General features: G+C 61.9%; 15 protein-coding genes. 12 read left to right on the top strand and 3 right to left on the bottom strand.

All coding sequences use genetic code 11. From position 1 onward, the window contains the following. The first annotated feature begins 5 nt into the window (after window positions 1-5). Window positions 6-620 carry a GNAT family N-acetyltransferase gene (locus CKW24_RS14250; RefSeq protein ID WP_095168825.1) on the top strand — a complete coding sequence of 205 codons (615 nt, stop codon included), beginning with the start codon at window positions 6-8 and terminating at the stop codon, window positions 618-620. On the opposite strand, the gene CKW24_RS14245 is transcribed toward CKW24_RS14250, so the two are convergent. Together CKW24_RS14245 and CKW24_RS14240 are read right to left on the bottom strand one after the other, a co-directional pair. Further along, window positions 586-1,479, bottom strand: coding sequence for a LysR substrate-binding domain-containing protein (locus tag CKW24_RS14245; protein WP_095168824.1), 894 nt, complete (start codon window positions 1,477-1,479; stop codon window positions 586-588). The two genes, CKW24_RS14250 and CKW24_RS14245, sit on opposite strands and share 35 nt — an antisense overlap. An 87-nt stretch (window positions 1,480-1,566) precedes the next feature. Next, window positions 1,567-1,803 carry a hypothetical protein gene (locus tag CKW24_RS14240; RefSeq protein WP_095168823.1) on the bottom strand — a complete coding sequence of 79 codons (237 nt, stop codon included), beginning with the start codon at window positions 1,801-1,803 and terminating at the stop codon, window positions 1,567-1,569. A gap of 184 nt (window positions 1,804-1,987) precedes the next feature. Between CKW24_RS14240 and CKW24_RS14235 the strand changes: the two genes are divergently transcribed. The 3 genes from CKW24_RS14235 (at window position 1,988) to CKW24_RS14225 (ending at window position 4,429) form a co-directional block, all read left to right on the top strand. Beyond that, the gene (locus tag CKW24_RS14235) at window positions 1,988-2,545 is read left to right on the top strand and encodes an NADPH-dependent FMN reductase (protein ID WP_095168822.1); all 558 of its coding nucleotides are present in this window, start codon (window positions 1,988-1,990) and stop codon (window positions 2,543-2,545) included. A gap of 209 nt (window positions 2,546-2,754) precedes the next feature. Next, window positions 2,755-3,102, top strand: a complete 348-nt coding sequence (locus CKW24_RS14230; protein WP_095168821.1) for a metalloregulator ArsR/SmtB family transcription factor — start codon at window positions 2,755-2,757, stop codon at window positions 3,100-3,102. A gap of 43 nt (window positions 3,103-3,145) precedes the next feature. Beyond that, on the top strand, window positions 3,146-4,429 hold the full coding sequence (locus CKW24_RS14225) for an arsenic transporter (RefSeq protein WP_095168820.1): 1,284 nt from the start codon (window positions 3,146-3,148) through the stop codon (window positions 4,427-4,429). A 129-nt stretch (window positions 4,430-4,558) separates the two neighbouring features. Here CKW24_RS14225 and CKW24_RS14220 read toward each other — a convergent pair whose 3' ends face one another. Continuing rightward, a complete protein-coding gene (locus tag CKW24_RS14220; protein WP_095168819.1) occupies window positions 4,559-5,509 on the bottom strand; it encodes a DUF1853 family protein in 951 nt (316 codons plus the stop codon). Window positions 5,510-5,613: 104 nt separating this feature from the next. Between CKW24_RS14220 and CKW24_RS14215 the strand changes: the two genes are divergently transcribed. From CKW24_RS14215 to CKW24_RS14180, 8 genes are all read left to right on the top strand, one after another. Continuing rightward, a complete protein-coding gene (locus CKW24_RS14215; protein ID WP_095168818.1) occupies window positions 5,614-6,504 on the top strand; it encodes an NAD(+) kinase in 891 nt (296 codons plus the stop codon). Then, a complete protein-coding gene (locus tag CKW24_RS14210) occupies window positions 6,504-7,475 on the top strand; it encodes a metallophosphoesterase (protein WP_095168817.1) in 972 nt (323 codons plus the stop codon). Before CKW24_RS14215 ends, CKW24_RS14210 begins: the two co-directional genes overlap by 1 nt. Next, window positions 7,472-8,341, top strand: coding sequence for a rhomboid family intramembrane serine protease (locus CKW24_RS14205; RefSeq protein WP_095168816.1), 870 nt, complete (start codon window positions 7,472-7,474; stop codon window positions 8,339-8,341). Before CKW24_RS14210 ends, CKW24_RS14205 begins: the two co-directional genes overlap by 4 nt. 33 nt (window positions 8,342-8,374) lie before the next feature. Then, a complete protein-coding gene (locus tag CKW24_RS14200) occupies window positions 8,375-8,635 on the top strand; it encodes a YeaC family protein (protein ID WP_095168815.1) in 261 nt (86 codons plus the stop codon). Next, on the top strand, window positions 8,632-9,462 hold the full coding sequence (locus CKW24_RS14195) for a DUF2797 domain-containing protein (RefSeq protein ID WP_095168814.1): 831 nt from the start codon (window positions 8,632-8,634) through the stop codon (window positions 9,460-9,462). The genes CKW24_RS14200 and CKW24_RS14195 overlap by 4 nt, the downstream gene beginning before the upstream one ends. 13 nt (window positions 9,463-9,475) lie before the next feature. Next, complete coding sequence (gene pepN, locus CKW24_RS14190; RefSeq protein ID WP_095168813.1) at window positions 9,476-12,133, top strand: aminopeptidase N; 2,658 nt, start codon at window positions 9,476-9,478, stop codon at window positions 12,131-12,133. Between the two features lie 550 nt (window positions 12,134-12,683). Then, complete coding sequence (locus CKW24_RS14185) at window positions 12,684-13,736, top strand: YCF48-related protein (protein WP_095168812.1); 1,053 nt, start codon at window positions 12,684-12,686, stop codon at window positions 13,734-13,736. A gap of 37 nt (window positions 13,737-13,773) precedes the next feature. Beyond that, the gene (locus CKW24_RS14180) at window positions 13,774-16,149 is read left to right on the top strand and encodes an RND family transporter (protein ID WP_371917593.1); all 2,376 of its coding nucleotides are present in this window, start codon (window positions 13,774-13,776) and stop codon (window positions 16,147-16,149) included. The last annotated feature ends 2 nt before the right edge of the window (window positions 16,150-16,151 follow it).

The raw sequence follows: 16,151 nt of genomic DNA, 5'->3' as shown, positions 1-16,151 counted from the left end.
CCAGCATGCAACCGGTCATCAACCCCAAATACCCGGGCCTGGCAGTGCGTGTCGCTGACCAGGGTTTTGCCGCGTACATCTGGGGCAGCGACTTCAGTTTTGAAGTCAGGGCCTATGCCCGCGCCCAACTTGATACACCGGTGGCGGCTTGGCCACTGCAAACCATCACGCCTTATCGCAAATGCTACGGCATCGACCCCGAGGAGTTCGCCAGTTTCCACGACGCCGCCGACAGTGCGATTTTCATGGCCTTCCTTGATGACCAACCGGTGGGGCACATCGTGGTCAGCACCAACTGGAACGGCTTCGCCCATATCGATGAGCTGGCGGTGCATGCGCCGGCGCGACGCCATGGCGTGGCCAAGGCATTGCTCGACGTGGCGCAGTTCTGGAGTCGCAAGAAGAAGCTGCCGGGGATCATGCTGGAAACCCAGAACAACAATCTGGGCGCCTGCCGGCTGTATGAGCGTTGTGGGTATGTGATTGGCGGCATCGATCACCTGCGATATCGCGGTATCGACCCGCAGACGGCGGAAGTGGCGTTGTTCTGGTACCGCCTGTTTGCCGACCCGCTGGAGCACCCGGTCAGCCCGCCAGCATCGCCTCGGCTTGTGCCTTGATAATCTCCAGCAGTGCGCTCAATGCTGGTGTGGCGACAGCATTGTCGAGGGTCAGGGCATACAGGTTGATCGGCACCGCCGGTGACAGTGGGCAGACGTCCAGGCCACCGGCCTTGGCACCCAGGGCGGTAAATGGGTCGACGATGGCCAGGCCTTCGCCGGCCTCGACCATGCTGCGCATCATCTGGTGAGTCTGCACCCGGGTGTGAATCACCGGGGCGGGGCGCAGGGCCTGCAATTTACTGTCGAACAGCGGGCTCAGTGGGTCGTGGCCTTCCAGCCCGACCAATGACTGGCCCGCCAGGTCCTGCACGCCGATGTACTTCTGTCGCGGTTGCAGCCAGCCGTGGGGAGCCAGCAGTTGCAGCTTGCCCTGGGCCAGGAGTTGGCAGTGAATGTCGGCGTGTTCGGGGTCATGCAGGCTCAAGCCGAGGTCGCTTTCGCGCAGCAGCAGGCTCTTGACGATATCGCGGGTGGGTTGGCTGTGCAGCGAGCAGGGCGCATCGGGATACCGCCGGCGCAGGCTCGCCAGTCCCTGGGGCACCAGTTGCTGGGCCAGGGGCGGAGTGCAGATCACCCGCAACGGCGGGGCCTGATACTGACGCAGGCTGTCGGCCAGGCGTTGCACGGGCTCGAAGGCTTCATACACGCGGTCGATCTGCACCTGTAGCTGGCGAGCTTCGCGGGTCGCCTGCAGGCGCCCGCGCACGCTGGCAAACAGCATGAAGCCGAGATGATCCTCGGCCTCGCGCAACATCCCCTCGATCGCGGCCACCGGCAATTGCAGCATCTCGGCAGCGGTGCCCAGATGGCTGGTTTGCAGGAGTGCCTGGATCACTTCGATATGGCGTAGACGCATGCGTGAAGTCCATGTTCAGCAGGTGAGGGGTAGTGGCTGAATCCTAACCCAAGTCCGTGACGTTGACTTCAGCTCATGACGGCGGGCTCAAGAGGCGACGTTGGCGTCCGGTTCACGAATGATGGTGACGCCCGATTGCACCAGCACAAATTCGTTGCCGTCGAGTTTGTTGACTCGATCACCGATGGCCAGCTTGTAGGTGGTAACAGGAACGGAGGTGCTGAAACCGTCTGCCGACGGGGTGGAATCCTGGAACTCATGCACCGAATAGACACGGCCTTCCGCGTCTCTTGCATGGAATTGTCCGACGAGTACTGCTGCCATCTGCTTAGAACCTCTGGAGATAAGTCACTCAATTTGCGGTTCTGTAGACCGTCGATAAGCTTGGTAAGTTTTCCTACAGGAAAAAAATAGTGTTTTGCCGCGATAACCGCACAACAACCCCCTGAAATGGCACCGAATCATCTATAACTACAGGCTCCTTTAGCCAGATAGTCGGGAATCTCCAATGAGCAAGGTCTATACGGTTGCTGTCCTGGTGGGTAGCTTGAGAAAACAGTCGATCAATCGCAAGGTCGCGCTGGCGCTGGCCGAACTGGCTCCCGCCAACCTGCGCTTGAACATCGTCGAGATTGGTGATCTGGCGCTTTACAACGAAGACATCGACGTAACCCCGCCGGCAGCCTACAGCACTTTTCGCGATCAGGTGAGCTCATCCGACGCGGTGCTGTTCGTGACTCCGGAATACAACCGCTCGGTACCGGCACCGTTGAAGAACGCCATCGACGTTGGTTCACGGCCTTACGGCAAGAGCGCCTGGAGCGGTAAACCGGGCGCGGTGATCAGCGTTTCACCCGGTGCGGTTGGCGGTTTTGGCGCCAACCACCACCTGCGCCAGTCCCTGGTGTTCCTCGACGTGCCGTGCATGCAACAGCCGGAAGCGTACCTGGGGGGCGCGGGTTCGGCCTTCGATGAGGCGGGCAAGCTCTCGGAAAAGGTCCGGCCATTCCTGCAAGGCTTCATCGACGCCTACGCCAAGTGGGTCGAGCAACACAAAAAATCCTGAGTGAGCTTTGTAGCAACTGCCGAAGGCCGCGTGGGGTTGCGCAGCGACCCCACGCGGTATTGCCATATCGAATGAACGTCCTGCGGCCGTTGACGCAGTCTCGCGAGCTCGACAGCTGCACGCGTGAACCCAATTCCCAAAGACTGTGCTTTACCAGATATTCGAAATTCCATATATTTGCGCCTGGTTAGTCCAGGCGCACTCCCTCCATGTCCCCATCCTGCAATCCCGTCGAAGTATTCAAGGCTCTGGCCGATGACACCCGCAGCCGTATCGCCTTGCTCATCACCCACGAAGGCGAGCTTTGTGTCTGTGAGCTGACTGCGGCGCTGGACCTCAGCCAGCCAAAAATCTCCCGGCACCTGGCGCAATTGCGCAGCAGTGGTCTGCTCGCCGATCGCCGGCAAGGGCAGTGGGTGTATTACCGGGTTCATCCGCAACTTGCGCCCTGGGTCGCCCGGCTGTTGCGCGAAGCCCTGGTCGCCAACGAGGCCTGGCTGGCTGCGGATATCGCGCGGTTGGTGGCGATGCCTGGCCGTCCACAACGTTGCTGCTGATGGCTTTCTCTTTTCCAAACTCGTTGATTGAAGGTTGCTGTGCATGCTGATCGCCTCATTGATTTTTCTGCTGACCATCACCCTGGTGATCTGGCAACCCAGGGGCCTGGGCGTCGGCTGGAGTGCCATGCTCGGCGCGGTGCTGGCCTTGCTCAGTGGCGTGGTGCACTTGAGCGACATCCCCTTGGTCTGGGAAATTATCTGGAATGCCACCGGGACCTTTGTCGCCCTGATCATCATCAGCCTGCTGCTGGATGAAGCCGGTTTTTTTGCCTGGGCGGCCCTGCATGTGGCGCGCTGGGGGCACGGCAGCGGGCGCAAGCTGTTTGCCTATATGGTCTTGCTCGGGGCCCTGGTCTCGGCGCTGTTCGCCAACGATGGTGCCGCGCTGATCCTCACTCCGATCGTCATTTCAATGCTGCTGGCCCTGCGGTTTTCGCCGACGGCGACCCTGGCCTTCGTGATGGGCGCTGGATTTATCGCCGACACCGCCAGCCTGCCGCTGGTGGTGTCGAACCTGGTGAACATTGTCTCGGCCGACTTCTTTCACATTGGTTTCAACCGCTATGCCGCGGTGATGGTGCCGGTCAACCTGGTGGCCGTGGCCGCGACCCTGGCGGTACTGCTGTGGTATTTCCGCCGCGATATACCGCAGCGTTACGAGCCTGAGCAACTGGCGGAGCCGAAGACCGCGATTCACGACAAAGCCACCTTCTTCGCCGGGTGGGCGGTGCTGGCGATCCTGCTGCTGGGGTGTTTTGCCCTGGAGCCGCTGGGGATTCCCATCAGCGCGATTTCCGCGGTGTGCGCGGCGCTGTTGCTGGCTATCGCTGCCCGTGGGCATAAGATCTCCACGCGCAAGGTGATGAAGGAAGCGCCGTGGCATATTGTGATTTTTTCCCTGGGCATGTACCTGGTGGTCTACGGCCTGCGCAATGCCGGGCTGACCGCCTACCTGGCCGGCTGGCTGGATCTGTTCGCCCAGTACGGCGTGTGGGGCGCGGCCATGGGCACCGGGCTGCTGACGGCGCTGCTGTCGTCGCTGATGAACAACCTGCCGACAGTGCTGATCGGTGCCTTGTCGATCGATGCCAGCCAGGCCACCGGGGTGGTCAAGGAGGCGATGATCTACGCCAACGTGATCGGCAGCGACCTGGGGCCGAAAATTACCCCGATCGGCAGCCTCGCGACCTTGCTCTGGCTGCATGTGCTGCAACGCAAGAATATCCAGATTGGCTGGGGCTACTACTTCAAGGTCGGGATTGTGCTGACATTGCCGGTGTTGCTGGTGACACTGGCGGCCTTGGCGGTGCGGTTGTCGGTTTAGGACCGCGTTGGCCCTATCGCGGGCAAGCCCGCTCCCACAGTGTTTGGGGTGTTCGCAGGTTTTGCATACACCACCAAACCTGTGGGAGCGGGCTTGCCCGCGATGAGGCCGGCCCAGGCACCGCGTAACTCAGCTCGACCCCGGAACGTTCGGCCACAAATCAGAAACCAGGAACAACCGTTCGGCTTCCTCCCAGTCGCCCTGAGGGTTTTCGCTCAGGCGCACCATCAGCTGTGCCGGCGCCATGGGTTGCAGCTCAGCCAGCCAGGCGTGCAGTTGCTTCGGGCGCCAGGCCTGGTCGGCGCTGTAGTGCGCAGGCGCCAGCCAGGCGTGGCGGGGCAGGTTTACCCAGCGTCCGGGCGGGCGTTGCGCGACAAAGGCCGGCCAGTCCTTCTGGTGCAGCCAGCTGCCGCGCAGGTGTTGCGGGTGGGCACCGGTCGGGGGTTCGGCGTGCCCCGGCCACGGGTACAGCAGATAGCCGCCGAGCCACAACCTGGCACTGAACTCCCCGATATCCAGGGCGGCCAGGGCCGCGCGGCTCTCCGGGCGCGCGGAGATCGGCAGCTGGTGTTGGCTCAGGTGCGCCAGCTTCAGGTCCAGTCGGTCGTGGCAACCGGGGCCCAGCCACTGTGCGGGGTCCTGGCCGTTGCCTTGTTGCGGGCCGAGGTAGAGCTTGATTGCCAACTCCAGGTGATGCACACCGTCGCGGTCGCGCAGCAACATGTCCAGCTCCCCCAGGGTATGACCTTCGCGGCGGATCGGCAGGTTGGCGGCAATCAGTTCGATCCCCGGCGCATGCTGCACGGCAAACTGCCACAGACGTTCGTAATACAGGCCCAGGCGCCGGGTGCGAGCCTGGGACAACCAGTGCAGCAGCGCGTAGCTGTCGCGGTCGAGCTCGCGCAGCCAGCGCTCCAGGCGCTGCGGATCGTCCACCCAGGCGCTGCCGGCCAGCGGATGGCGTTGCGGCCAGGGCGTGGCGCTGAGCATTGGCGGGGCGAGAATCACCCACGCCAGGTCGCGCACTTGCGGGTGGTGCAACTGGTGGGGCAGGGTGAGCAAATCGGGGAACAGGATCATTTTGCGAGCATAGCTTCTAAAGTCCCGGCTGAAAGGATTTTGTCTACGCAGCGCTTTCGCCCATAATCGTGGTTTTCGCCGTCGCAGACCCCCGCAGGAGCCCCATGGAGCAATTTCGCAATATCGGCATTATCGGTCGCCTGGGCAGTTCCCAGGTGCTGGATACCGTTCGCCGACTGAAAAGATTCCTGCTTGACCGGCACTTGCACGTGATTCTCGAAGACACCATCGCCGAAGTCCTGCCCGGCCACGGCCTGCAGACCTCGTCGCGCAAGATGCTTGGCGAAGTCTGCGACATGGTGATTGTGGTCGGCGGTGACGGCAGCCTGCTGGGCGCCGCACGGGCACTGGCGCGACACAACATCCCGGTGCTGGGGATCAACCGCGGCAACCTGGGTTTCCTCACCGACATCCGCCCCGACGAGCTGGAAGTCAAGGTCGCCGAAGTGCTGGACGGCCACTACCTGGTGGAAAACCGCTTCCTGCTCCAGGCCGAAGTGCGCCGCCATGCCGAAGCCATCGGCCAGGGCGATGCCCTCAATGACGTGGTGCTGCACCCCGGCAAGTCGACCCGGATGATCGAGTTCGAGCTGTACATCGACGGCCAGTTCGTCTGCAGCCAGAAAGCCGACGGCCTGATCGTCGCCACACCCACCGGTTCCACGGCCTACGCGCTGTCGGCCGGCGGCCCGATCATGCACCCCAAGCTCGATGCCATTGTGATTGTGCCGATGTACCCCCATACCTTGTCCGGACGGCCGATCGTGGTCGATGGCAACAGTGAGCTGAAAATCGTCGTGTCCAAGGATATGCAGATTTACCCGCAGGTTTCCTGTGATGGGCAGAATCACTTTACCTGCGCACCCGGCGACACCATCACTATCAGCAAGAAGGCGCAGAAGTTGCGGCTGATCCACCCACTGGACCACAACTACTACGAAGTCTGCCGGACCAAGCTTGGCTGGGGCAGCCGTTTGGGTGGTGGAGGCGACTGATGCTCGATCCCGCGCGTAGCTACGACCTGATCGGTGACGTGCACGGTTGCGCTCATACCCTTGAGCATCTGCTGGACCGACTCGGGTACCACAAGCTGGGTGGCGTGTGGCGTCACCCATCGCGCATGGCGGTGTTCCTGGGCGACGTCATCGACCGTGGCCCGCGCATCCGCGAGGCGCTGCACCTGGTGCACGACATGGTCGAGGCAGGCCAGGCGCTGTGCATCATGGGCAACCACGAGTTCAACGCGCTGGGCTGGAGCACACCGGCACCACCGGGCAGCGGCAAGCAGTACGTGCGCGAGCACACCCCGCGCCATGCCCGGCTGATCGATGAAACCCTGAGCCAGTTTGCCCACCACCCCGCAGACTGGCACGACTTCCTCGAATGGTTCTACGAGATGCCGCTGTTTGTCGACGCCGGGCGTTTCCGGGTAGTGCATGCCTGCTGGGACGGTGGCTTGATCGACCTGCTGCGCCGCCAGCACCCTGACGGCTGCGTGGATGAACACTTCGTCCAGGCCGCGGCGGTCAGCGGCAGCTTTGCCTGCATGGCCTTCGACCGCCTGTTGCGCGGCACCGACATGCGCCTGCCCCACGGCTTGACCATGACCAGCGGCGATGGCCTGACGCGTTCGTTCTTCCGTACCAAATTCTGGGAAGACAACCCGCAGACCTACGGCGACATCGTGTTCCAGCCGGACGCCTTGCCCGAACCCGTGGCCCAGACCCCGCTGACCCCAGTGGAAAAAGACACCCTGCTGCGCTATGGCGTCGACGAGCCCTTGTTGTTCGTCGGCCACTACTGGCGCAGCGGCAAACCAGCGCCCATCCGCCAGAACCTGGCGTGCCTGGACTACAGCGCAGTGCTGTACGGCAAGCTGGTTGCCTATCGACTTGACCAGGAAACCCGACTCGACCCGAGCAAATTCGTCTGGGTCGATGTCGAACGGCCGGAGGCCCCGCAATGAGTGCTGTTGCTGTATTACGTCTGCCCCTGACTGTGGACCTCAGTGGTTTTGTCAAACTGCTGCAACGTATGCAGGTGCCCCATCGAGTCAGCGAGGAGGCGGGACAGCAGGTGCTCTGGGTGCCGCACGCCGTCAGCGAAGACGTGCGCGCGCTGTACCAACGGTTTCCAGCAGGTGATCCCGATCAGCAATTGGACTTGCCGCCCGCGGCGAAATCCCAGCGTCCGGGTTTTATTGCGCAACTGCGCGCCAGCCCCATGACCGCCTTGGTGCTGCTGCTGACGCTGATCGTCGGCGCTATCACCTTACTGGGGACCAACCTCGATACGATGCGCTGGTTCACCTTCCTGCAGTTTCGCGTGGTGGGCGAGTACATCCATTTCACCCCCCTGGCCGACAGCCTGGCGGCGGGGCAGTGGTGGCGCCTGGTGACGCCGATGCTGATCCACTTCGGTTTCCTGCACGTGGCCATGAACGGCATGTGGTACTGGGAACTGGGACGGCGCATCGAAGCGCGCCAGGGTGGCATCAACCTGTTGGGCCTGACCCTGCTGTTCAGCCTGGTGTCGAACTACGCCCAGTATTTTTACGGCGGTCCGGGGCTGTTCGGCGGCCTGTCCGGAGTGCTGTACGGCCTGCTTGGGCACTGCTGGATCTACCAATGGCTGGCGCCGAACCCGGCTTATCGCCTGCCGCGTGGCGTGCTGGTGATGATGCTGGTGTGGCTGGTGCTCTGTCTGTCGGGGCTGATCTCGCTGATCGGTTTCGGCGAAATCGCCAATGCGGCCCACGTCGGCGGGTTACTCGTCGGCTGCGCCACCGGTTTGTTGGGCGGCTTGTACAGTCGTCGTAAAACAGCCCTCTAATCTGTTTAGTAAATGAAGAGCACGGAGACCCTGATGTCCTCTTTTAGCGAAATGATCAACAACATCACCCCCGAGATCTACCAGAGCCTGAAACTGGCAGTGGAGATCGGCAAGTGGTCCGACGGCGGCAAACTCACCGCCGAGCAGCGTGAACTGTCGTTGCAGGCAATGATTGCCTGGGAAGTGCAGAACCTGCCCGAAGACCAGCGCACCGGCTACATGGGCCCGCAGGAATGCAGCTCCAAGTCGATCGAAGTGCCGAATATCCTGTTCAAGTCGGATGCCATCCATTGATCGAGATTGGCCGCGGTGCAATCAGTAAAATGTCGGCGCGCCTCGACGCGTCGGCGGTGCAATACGCTTTTCGCCTGGGCGATACCGAGGTGCCGGTCAACCCGCTGATCGGCAGCACGCTGCGCCTGGAGTTCCTGGGGGCGATCCACTGCAGCCATTGTGGACGCAAGACCAAGACCAGCTTCAGCCAGGGTTACTGCTACCCGTGCATGACCAAGCTGGCGCAGTGCGACGTCTGCATCATGAGCCCGGAACGCTGTCACTACGACGCCGGCACCTGCCGCGACCCGGGCTGGGGCGAGCAGTTCTGCATGACCGATCACATTGTGTATCTGTCCAACTCTTCCGGGGTCAAGGTCGGGATCACCCGCGCCACCCAGTTGCCGACCCGCTGGATCGACCAGGGCGCCCGCCAGGCACTGCCCATCATGCGGGTGTCGACCCGTCAGCAATCGGGGTTCGTCGAAGACCTGTTCCGCAGCCAGGTGGCCGACAAGACCAACTGGCGCGCCTTGCTCAAGGGCGAAGCGCCCGCGGTCGACCTGGCCGCGGTTCGCGATCAACTATTTGCCAGCTGTGCCGAAGGCCTGCAAGGCTTGCAGGCGCGTTTTGGCTTGCAGGCGATTCAGCCGGTGACCGATGTCGCGCCGCTGGAGATCCATTACCCGGTGCAACAATACCCGGCGAAGATTGTCAGTTTTAACCTGGACAAGAACCCGATTGCCGAAGGCACGCTGATGGGGATCAAGGGCCAGTACCTGATCTTCGACACCGGCGTGATCAATATTCGTAAATACACGGCCTACCAGCTCGCCGTGCATCAGTAGAAGGATTCGAGCCATGCGCACCGAACAACCGAAGATGATTTACCTGAAGGACTATCAGGCGCCTGAGTACCTGATCGACGAGACGCACCTGACCTTCGAGTTGTTCGAGGACCACAGCCTGGTCCATGCGCAACTGGTGATGCGCCGCAACCCGGCCCAAGGCACCGGCCTGCCGCCGCTGGTGCTCGACGGCCAGCAGCTGGAACTGCTGTCGGTGGCCCTGGGCGATAACACGCTGACGCCGGCCGACTATCAGTTGAGCGACAGCCACCTGACCCTGCACCCGACCAGCACCAGCTTCACGGTCGATACCAGCGTGCGCATCCACCCGCAAACCAACACCGCCCTGGAAGGCCTGTACAAGTCCAGTGGCATGTTCTGCACCCAGTGCGAGGCCGAGGGTTTTCGCAAGATCACCTACTACCTCGACCGCCCGGACGTGATGAGCAAGTTCACCACCACGGTCAGCGCCGAGCAGCACAGCTATCCGGTGCTGCTGTCCAACGGCAACCCGATTGCCTCAGGCCCAGGCGAAGACGGCCGGCACTGGGCGACCTGGGAAGACCCGTTCATGAAACCGGCCTACCTGTTCGCCCTGGTGGCCGGTGACCTGTGGTGCGTCGAAGACACCTTCACCACCATGACCCAACGCAGCGTGGCCCTGCGCATCTATGTCGAGCCGGAAAACATCGACAAGTGCCAGCACGCCATGAACAGCCTGAAGAAGTCCATGCGCTGGGACGAAGAAGTCTACGGTCGCGAGTACGACCTGGACATCTTCATGATCGTCGCGGTCAACGACTTCAACATGGGTGCCATGGAGAACAAGGGTCTCAACATCTTCAACTCCAGTTGCGTGCTGGCCCGTGCCGAAACCGCCACCGATGCCGCCCACCAGCGGGTCGAAGCGGTGGTCGCCCACGAGTACTTCCACAACTGGTCGGGCAACCGCGTGACGTGCCGCGACTGGTTCCAGTTGTCGCTCAAGGAAGGTTTCACGGTGTTCCGCGATGCCGAGTTCTCCGCTGACATGCATTCGCGCACCGTCAAGCGGATCGAGGACGTCGCCTACCTGCGCACCCATCAGTTCGCCGAGGATGCCGGCCCCATGGCGCATGCCGTGCGCCCGGACAGCTTCATCGAGATTTCCAACTTCTACACCCTGACGGTCTACGAGAAGGGCTCGGAAGTGGTGCGCATGATCCGCACCTTGCTCGGCAACGAAGGGTTCCGCAAAGGCAGCGACCTATACTTCGAACGCCATGATGGTCAGGCCGTGACCTGCGATGACTTCATCAAGGCCATGGAAGACGCCAACGGCGTCGACCTGACCCAGTTCAAGCGCTGGTACAGCCAGGCCGGTACGCCGCGTCTGGCGGTCAGCGAGTCGTACGACGCCGCGGCCCGGAGCTACAGCCTGACCGTGCGCCAGAGCTGCCCGGAAACCCCGGACAAGGTGCAGAAACTGCCGTTCGTGATTCCCCTGGAACTGGGCCTGCTGGACCGCCAGGGCGCGGCGATTGCCCTGCGCCTGAGCGGCGAAGCGGCGGCCAGTGGCACCTCCCGCGTGCTGTCGGTGACCGAAGCCGAACAGACTTTCACCTTCCTCGACATTGCCGAACACCCGCTGCCGTCCTTGCTGCGCGGTTTCTCGGCACCGGTGAAACTGAGCTTCCCGTACAACCGCGACCAATTGATGTTCCTGATGCAGCACGACAGCGACGGCTTCAACCGTTGGGAAGCCGGCCAGCAACTGTCGGTGCAAGTGCTCCAGGAACTGATCGGCCAGCACCAGGCGGGGCAGGCACTGGCCCTCGACCAGCGTTTGATCGAAGCGCTGCGCAGCGTGCTCGCCGATCCGAGCCTGGACCAGGCCATGGTTGCCGAAATGCTCTCGCTGCCGAGTGAAGCCTACCTGACCGAAATCAGCGAAGTGGCGGACGTCGAGGCCATTCATGCCGCCCGTGAATTTGCTCGCAAACAACTGGCCGAGCAACTGTTCGAAGGGTTGTGGCTGCGTTATCAGGCCAATCGCGAGCTGTCCCGGCAGACACCGTACCTCGCTGAGGCCGAGCACTTTGCCCGGCGCAGCCTGCAGAACATCGCCTTGTCCTACCTGATGCTCAGCGCCAAGCCTGAAGTCCTGGCCGCGACCCTTGAGCAGTTCGAGGCCTGCGACAACATGACCGAGCGCCTGACGGCGTTGGCGGTGCTGGTCAATTCGCCGTTCGAGGCCGAGAGGGCCAAGGCCCTGGCGAGCTTCGCCGAGCACTTCAAGGACAATCCGCTGGTCATGGACCAGTGGTTCAGCGTTCAGGCTGGCAGCGGCCTGCCGGGTGGCTTGCAGCGCGTGCGGCAACTGATGGAGCACCCGGCGTTCAACCTCAGGAACCCGAACAAGGTCCGGGCGCTGGTGGGGGCGTTCGCCGGGCAGAACCTGATCAACTTCCACGCCGCCGACGGCTCGGGCTATCGCTTCCTCGCCGACCTGGTGATCGAGCTCAACGGCTTCAATCCGCAGATCGCCTCGCGCCAACTGGCGCCGTTGACCCGCTGGCGCAAATACGACAGCGCCCGCCAGGCGCTGATGAAAGCTGAACTGGAACGCATCCGCGCCTCGGGCGAGCTGTCCAGCGACGTCTTCGAGGTGGTCAGCAAAAGCCTGGCTTAGGTAGGGGCGGGTGCCCGCTTGCGGCTCCCGCTTGCGGTGCCTGCTTGCGGCGCCCGCTTGCGGTTTCCTATTCAACATCGATGGCGCCTGACCCACCGCCATCGCGAGCAAGCTCGCTCCCACAGGTTTGCTGTATGTGATGCAAAATCTGCGAACAGCACAATCTACTAATGTAGGAGCGAGCCTGCTCGCGAAAAACGTCAACGATAACGCGTGTATTCAGTATAAACGCGGCGCCGTTGAGTTCTTCGCGAGCAAGCTCGCTCCTACAAAAGGGCTTAACTGATCGGCATTAACCTTCGTGGCCTTTTTTCATCATGCGCACTAATGCCTTGCCATTCAGCGCCTACCCTTACTCCCCAAGTTAACAAAACATAACGTGGCGTCGATTGTCAGACGATTCTAAAGCTGGATAGGATAGGCCAGCTTCCGAGAAGGGGCTCTAGATTGCAGGTTTCAGCTCAACGCTGAACCCGGTCATCCGGTAGCACGCCCCGCACGGCGCCCTGAAAGGTTGAACGACCTAACAATAATAATGGGGGAAAGGTCTATGAGTGAGCCTGTCATGGGTGTGGGTATTGGCCGCCCGCCGGCACTACGCAGATTCGCGTTGCTGGCTACAGCGCTCTCGCTGTTGGGTAGCGCGGTCCTGTCGGCACCGGCCCTGGCGAATGCCACGCCAGCCGTCGATACGGTCTATTCCATTGAGTCGGCCAAGTCCGCCAAGGGCTTGATGCTCGATGTCGTGCATGCCGGCAAGCGGCTGATCGCGGTCGGTGACCGCGGGCACATTCTCTATTCCGATGACCAGGGCAGCACCTGGACCCAGGCCAAGGTGCCTTCGCGGCAGTTGCTGACCTCGGTGTTCTTCGTCGATGACCAGCATGGCTGGGCCGTCGGTCACGATGCGCAGATCCTCGCCAGCGCCGACGGCGGAGTGACCTGGACCAAGCAGTTCGAAGACCTCAAGCGCGAAGCGCCGTTGCTCGACGTCTGGTTCAAGGACGCCAGCAACGGCTTTGCCGTGGGTGCCTATGGCGCGCTACTGGAAACCACCGACGCCGGGAAAACCTGGGAAGACGTCAGTGACCGCCTCGACAACGAAGATCAGTACCACCTCAACGCCATTGCCGCGGTCAAGGATGCCGGCCTGTTCATCGTCGGAGAGCAGGGCAGCATGTTCCGCTCCGCCGACTGGGGCCAGACCTGGGAACGGGTCGAAGGCCCGTACGAGGGTTCGCTGTTCGGGGTCATCGGCACCGCCCAGCCATCGACGCTGCTGGCCTACGGCTTGCGCGGCAACCTGTTCCGCTCCAGCGATTTTGGCAGCACTTGGGAGCCGGTCGAGCTCAAGGCTGCGCGCGGCGCCCTGGAATTCGGCCTGTCTGGCGCGACCTTGCTCGAGGATGGCTCGATCGTGATCGTCGGCAACGGCGGCAGCGTGGTGCGCAGCAATGACGACGGGCAGACCTTCAGTGTGTTCAATCGCCCAGACCGGATTTCGGTGGCGGGCGTCACGGCGGCAGGCAACGGCAATTTGATTTTGGTCGGACAGGGCGGCGTTCGCGCCACTTCGCCAACCGGTGCAGAACTGAATAAATGAGCCGGGCAAATAATAAGAAGGCGGAGAAATGACATCCATGAGCAGTCATCATCAAGACAAGGCGACGTTTCTCGAGCGCCTGATTTTCAACAACCGCCCGGCAGTCATCGTGATCTGCCTGCTGGTGAGCATTTTCCTGTTCTGGCAGGCGACGCTGATCCGGCCTTCGACCAGCTTCGAAAAAATGATCCCGCTACAGCATCCGTTCATTGAAAAAATGATGGAGCATCGCAACGATCTGGCGAACCTGGGCAACACCGTGCGGATTTCGGTGGAGGCCACCAACGGTGACATCTTCTCCAAGGAGTACATGGAGACCCTGCGCCAGATCAATGACGAGGTGTTCTACATCTCCGGCGTCGATCGCTCGGGCCTGAAGTCGCTGTGGAGCCCCAGCGTACGCTGGACCGAAGTGACCGAGGAGGGCTTTGCCGGCGGTGAAGTGATCCCGCAGAGCTACAACGGCTCGGCCGACAGCCTCGAACTGCTGCGCAACAACGTGCTCAAGTCCGGCCAGGTCGGGCGCCTGGTGTCCAACGACTTCAAGTCGAGCATCGTCGACATTCCGCTGCTGGAGTCCTACCCGGACCCGCAAGACCAGGGCAAGCTGCTGGCGCTGGACTACCAGAAGTTCTCCCATGAACTTGAAGACAAGATCCGCAACAAGTTCGAGCAACAGAACCCCAACATCAAGATCCACATCGTCGGTTTTGCCAAGAAGGTCGGTGACCTGATCGATGGCCTGATCATGGTGGTGCTGTTCTTCGGCGTGGCCTTTGTCATCACCCTGGTCCTGCTGTTGTGGTTCACCAACTGCGTGCGCAGCACCATCGCCGTACTGAGTACCACCCTGGTGGCGGTGATCTGGCAACTGGGCTTGATGCATGCGTTCGGCTTCGGCCTGGACCCGTACTCGATGCTGGTGCCGTTCCTGATCTTCGCCATCGGTATTTCCCACGGCGTGCAGAAAATCAACGGTATCGCCCTGCAATCCAGCGAGGCCGACAACGCGCTGACCGCAGCCCGGCGTACCTTCCGCCAGCTGTTCCTGCCGGGCATGATCGCGATCCTGGCGGACGCGGTGGGCTTCATTACCTTGCTGATCATTGACATCGGGGTGATTCGCGAGCTGGCCATCGGCGCCTCCATCGGCGTGGCGGTGATCGTATTCACCAACCTGATCCTGTTGCCGGTGGCGATTTCCTACGTCGGCATCAGCAAGCGTGCCATCGCCAAAAGCAAGAAGGACGCGACCCGCGAACACCCGTTCTGGCGCCTGCTGTCGAACTTCGCCAGCTCCAAAGTCGCGCCGGTGTCGATCCTGATCGCCCTGATCGCCTTCGGTGGCGGCCTGTGGTACAGCAAGAACCTGAAAATCGGTGACCTCGACCAGGGCGCACCGGAGCTGCGTCCGGACTCGCGCTACAACAAGGACAACAACTTCATCATCAACAACTATTCCACCAGCTCCGACGTACTGGTGGTGATGGTCAAGACCAAGTCCGAAGGCTGCTCGCGCTACGAGGCCATGGCGCCGATCGATGAGCTGATGTGGAAAATGCAGAACACCGAGGGCGTGCAGTCGGCGATTTCCCTGGTGACCGTGTCCAAGCAGATGATCAAGGGCATGAACGAGGGCAACCTGAAATGGGAAACCCTGTCGCGTAACCCTGACGTGCTGAACAACTCCATCGCCCGCGCCGACGGCCTGTACAACAACAGTTGCTCCCTGGCGCCGGTGCTGGTGTTCCTCAACGACCACAAGGCCGAAACCCTCGACCGCGCGGTGCATGCGGTGCAGGAGTTTGCCAAGGAAAACAACAAGGACGGCCTGGAGTTCATCCTTGCCGCCGGTAACGCCGGGATCGAGGCGGCCACCAACGAGGTGATCAAGGAGTCGGAGCTGACCATCCTGATCCTGGTCTACATCTGTGTAGCCACCATGTGCATGATCACCTTCCGCTCCTGGGCGGCGACCTTGTGCATCGTTCTGCCGCTGGTCCTGACCTCGGTGCTGGGCAACGCCCTGATGGCCTTCATGGGCATCGGCGTGAAGGTTGCAACCTTGCCGGTGGTGGCGCTCGGGGTGGGGATTGGCGTGGACTACGGCATCTACATCTACAGCCGCCTGGAAAGCTTCCTGCGTGCCGGCCTGCCATTGCAGGAGGCTTACTACCAGACGCTGAAATCCACCGGCAAGGCGGTGCTGTTCACCGGCCTGTGCCTGGCCATCGGCGTGTGCACCTGGATCTTCTCGGCGATCAAGTTCCAGGCCGACATGGGCCTGATGCTGACCTTCATGCTGCTGTGGAACATGTTCGGCGCCCTGTGGCTGTTGCCAGCCCTGGCGCGGTTCCTGATCAAGCCGGAGAAACTGGCAGGGCAGAAGGGTAATTCGCTGTTTGCCCACTGATC

This window comes from Pseudomonas sp. Irchel 3H3 (assembly GCF_900187635.1).
In the GTDB taxonomy this organism is placed as follows: Bacteria; Pseudomonadota; Gammaproteobacteria; order Pseudomonadales; family Pseudomonadaceae; genus Aquipseudomonas.
This window is presented reverse-complemented; position numbering and strand designations above follow the sequence as displayed.